3 protein-coding genes and 1 pseudogene are annotated in these 4,079 nt (G+C 36.3%); all 4 read left to right on the top strand.

The window, feature by feature from the left end:
* On the top strand, nt 1–1,834 hold a 1,834-nt coding region (locus CYP84_RS09460), incomplete at its 5' end, for an AAA family ATPase (protein ID WP_103637378.1).
* 33 nt (nt 1,835–1,867) lie between these two features.
* Entirely contained in the window at nt 1,868–3,049 is a 1,182-nt protein-coding gene (trpB, locus tag CYP84_RS09455; protein ID WP_103637377.1) for a tryptophan synthase subunit beta, read from the top strand.
* A complete protein-coding gene (gene trpA, locus CYP84_RS09450; protein ID WP_103637376.1) occupies nt 3,042–3,791 on the top strand; it encodes a tryptophan synthase subunit alpha in 750 nt (249 codons plus the stop codon). Before trpB ends, trpA begins: the two co-directional genes overlap by 8 nt.
* Nucleotides 3,792–3,868: 77 nt before the next feature.
* Nucleotides 3,869–4,079, top strand: a pseudogene (locus tag CYP84_RS09445) (restriction endonuclease); the annotation flags it as partial.

Raw genomic sequence — 4,079 nt, 5'->3', positions numbered from 1 at the left:
GAGTAACTTTGCCGAACGAGAGAAAAATATCCTAGGAAATACAAATAGAAATTTACAAAATAAAACAATAGAATTAGCAAAAAATATCATAGATCATTTTGAAACAGATGTAAGTACAGATGAGCTGAAAAATAACTTTGATGATAAATTCAAATCTTACAAAGATATCCGAAGCAATTTAAATTTTACAGAAGAGATAAAACAGCTAAATTTTGAAGATATTAAACAACTTTTATTATACCAATTAGAACAAAAACAATTAACTCCAAAAGAAGAAGAAATAAAACAAGCCATAGCAGAAGCAGATCATGTAATAACTAAAAATATAATGAAAAGTGATAAAGATATTTGTCCATATTGCTTTCAAAAACTAACAAACGAATATAAAAAAGAAATTTTATCAAGCTTAGAAACAGTCTTTAATCCGAACATACGAAACCATCAGAGGAATTTAGAAAACAAGAAGCAGGAAATTCAAAATTCACTAAATAGTTTAAAAAATTTGCCAGATATGGATAAACTAGATAAAGATTTATTTGATACTATAAAAATGAAAATTGATAATTGCCAAACTGAAGTCACTGAAAAACTAAATCAAAAGATACAAAATCCATTCATCGCCTTAAATTTAGATGTAAATTTTGATAGCTTAGTTGATGAATTAAATCAAAATTTAGAGCAGCTTGAGAAAAAAAGACAAACTTTTATGGCGCAAAAAGCTAGAGCAAATGAGCTAAAACAAGAGCTTGAAAAACTAAACAACCAAATAGCTTATTGTGAGATAAAAGATGATTTTAATCATTACAAAGAAAAGCTAAAAGCTAAGCAGACTTTAGATAGTAACAGAGAGCATAATGATAAACGACTAGAGTGTATAACTAGTAAAATTTCAAAACTAAATGCTCAAAATAAGCAGATAAATATAGCTCAAGATAAGATTAATGAATATCTAAAATATATTTTTTTTAAAGAAGGCAGGTTAGAGCTTTGTGAGCCGAATGATCAAAAACAATATGTCTTAAAATCAAATGGCAATAGAGTAAAAGCCAAAAACATTTCGACTGGCGAGCGAAACACCATTGCATTAAGCTATTTTTTTACCGAAATTTTCAAAGGTGAAAATAGCGAGGAATTTTATAAAAAACCAAAATTTATAGTTATAGATGATCCGATTTCCAGCTTTGATTTCGAAAATAAAGTTGGGATAATGTCGTTTTTAAATTACCAAATTCATAAAATTATGACTGGTTGCAATAAAAGCAAGATGATAATTTTAACTCACGATTTGATGAGTGCGTTTGATATACAAAAGATCGTTGGTTCGCTATCACAAGTAGAAGTTGATGGTAAAAAAGAAGTAATATTTATACAAAGAGAATTAAAAAATTATGAATTGGTTGATTTTGGTAAAAAATATTCAGAATATAAAACTCTTTTGAACGAAATTTATGATTATGCAAATAATTCTGTATCAGAAAATGTTAATATTGGTAACAATATGAGAAAAGTATTAGAAACATTTGGTACATTTAATTATCAATGTGGTATAGAGAATATTGCAAGGGACGAGGCAATAGTAGCTAATTTAGAAGCTAAACAACAAGAGTATTTTGAAAATTTAATGTATCGCTTGGTTTTACATGGCGAAAGTCACGCAGAGGATAAGACAAAGGCTCTTGATTTTTTCTCATATATAAGTGAGATGGAAAAACAAAAAACAGCTAGAGATATACTTTCTCTTTTATACTTACTAAATAAGGCACACTTGCAAAAATATTTACAAAAAGAAAAAGTGAAAAAAATAGCACAATGGGCTGAAAGTTGTAGGATATAAAATAACAGAATAAATTAAAAGTAAAGGATAAAAATGAATAGTAAGGCGTATTTTGGAAAATTTGGCGGGCAGTTTGTGCCTGAGACAGTGATGTTTGCCCTTGATGAGCTAGAAAATGCTTATGAGAGCATCGCAAAGACAAAAGAGTTTAAAGACGAGCTTGATGATCTTTTGAAAAACTACGTTGGCAGGCCTAGTCCGCTCTTTTTTGCAAAGCGTCTGAGCGAGCACTACGGACATGAAATTTACCTAAAAAGAGAGGATCTAAACCACACGGGCGCACACAAGATAAATAACGCTCTTGCTCAAGCGTTGCTTGCTAAAAAGATGGGTAAAAAGAAAATTTTAGCTGAGACTGGAGCTGGTCAGCACGGCGTGGCAACAGCGACTGCAGCGGCACTTTTGGGCTTAGAGTGTGATGTGTATATGGGCGCAACAGACGTGGCTAGACAGCAGCTAAATGCCTTTCGCATGCAGCTGCTTGGCGCAAAAGTGGTGAGCGTAGAAGATGGCTTAAAAACGCTAAAAGAGGCGACCACAGCGGCCATACAAGCGTGGGTAAATGAGATAGAGAGCGCATTTTACGTCATTGGTTCAGCCGTTGGCCCACACCCATATCCAAAGATCGTGTGTGACTTTCAAAGTATCATCGGCAAGGAGGCTAAGGCTCAGCTTGAAAATTATGGCAAAAAGGCTGATTACGTCATCGCCTGCGTTGGCGGCGGCAGTAATGCTATTGGTATTTTTAGTGCGTTTTTGGACGATGAGAGCGTAAATTTAGTAGGCATCGAGGCTGGCGGACTTGGCATAGATACCCCTTATCACGCAGCTACGCTTAGCAAAGGTAAAACTGGCATCATCCACGGCATGAAAACAACCGTGTTGCAAGATGAATACGGCATGATCTCTCCAGTGCATAGCATCTCAGCTGGCCTTGACTACCCAGGCATCGGCCCAGAGCACGCCCACTTAAACGACATCAAAAGGGTAAGATACGAAGCCGTAACCGATGATGAGTGCATAAATGCCTTGTATTTTCTAAGCAAGATGGAGGGCATCATCCCAGCCATTGAGAGCGCGCATGCGGTGGCGTATCTGGAGAAACTTTGCCCAAAACTTGATAAAAAAAGCGTCATCGTCGTAAATATCTCAGGCAGGGGCGATAAGGACATAAACACAGTCATCGGCTACGAAAAAGGAAAAATTTATGGATAAGGTTAGAAGCGCATTTAACGGCAAAAAGGCAAACATCGGCTACATCGTGGCTGGTTATCCAAGCCTAGAAAAAACGAAGGAATTTTTAGAAAATTTAGATGAGAGCACGCTAGATCTAGTCGAGATCGGTATCCCATACTCTGACCCACTGGCTGATGGCAAGCTCATCGCGCAAGCTAGCTTTGAGACAGCTCAAAGTGGCGTAAATACCGACGTTGTCTTTGACATGCTTGAGGGCTGCAAGGCAAAAGTGACAAAGCCACTTGTTTTTCTAGTTTATTACAACATCATCTTTGCTTATGGCGTGGATAAATTTCTAAAAAGATCATGTGAAGCTGGAGTGAGCGGCTTTATCGTGCCGGATCTGCCTTGTGAGGAGTGCGAGGAATTTGCTCTAAAGTGCAAGGAACTAAATTTGTGCCTTGTGCCACTTATCAGCGTCACGTCTGGGGGCAGGGCGGATGGAATTTTGAAATTTGGCTCAGGATTTATCTACGTGCTAGGTGCTATCGGCGTTAGCGGTTCAAAAAGAGCTGATGAAGATAGGATAAAAAATTTAGTCCTAGAGCTTAAGAAAAAGAGCGATCTACCAGTGGCTGTGGGCTTTGGCATCAAAAACAAAGATGATGTTAGTGAAGTGAAAAAATATGCTGACGCTGCGATCATAGGCACGCAAATAGTCAAGCTTTGCGCCAAATTTAGTGGAAAAGAGCTAGTTAAAGAGGTCGATAAACTCTTTTAAAATGCTTAATAAATTTATAGCTAATTTAGTAAAGCCAAAGTATAATTAACGCGCATTTCAAGTCTTAAGGAAGAGATATGAGAAAAGTTATAGATGAAGCCACAAGCTATCTTTGCAAGGATACTTTGGGGTTGGATTTAGAGTTTGGCAAGAGCCTTGGTAAAGGATTTTACGGGGCTAGCATACCAGTTTATAAGGGCAAAAGTGAGTATCAGTTTTATCTATTTTTTAAAAAAGAAACTTTAAAAATTTTCATGAATGCCTTTTTTGGTCACGAAGATGTTGATG

This window comes from Campylobacter concisus (assembly GCF_002912425.1).
GTDB classification, from domain to species: Bacteria; Campylobacterota; Campylobacteria; order Campylobacterales; family Campylobacteraceae; genus Campylobacter_A; species Campylobacter_A concisus_AH.
The sequence above is the reverse complement of the archived record's forward strand: the minus strand, read 5'-3'. Positions and strand labels throughout refer to the sequence as shown.

What these genes read in the sequence shown, in the direction of transcription:
- trpB (WP_103637377.1), top strand. Translation starts at nt 1,868, where the DNA reads ATGAATAGTAAGGCGTATTTTGGAAAATTTGGCGGGCAGTTTGTGCCT.
- trpA (WP_103637376.1), top strand. Translation starts at nt 3,042, where the DNA reads ATGGATAAGGTTAGAAGCGCATTTAACGGCAAAAAGGCAAACATCGGC.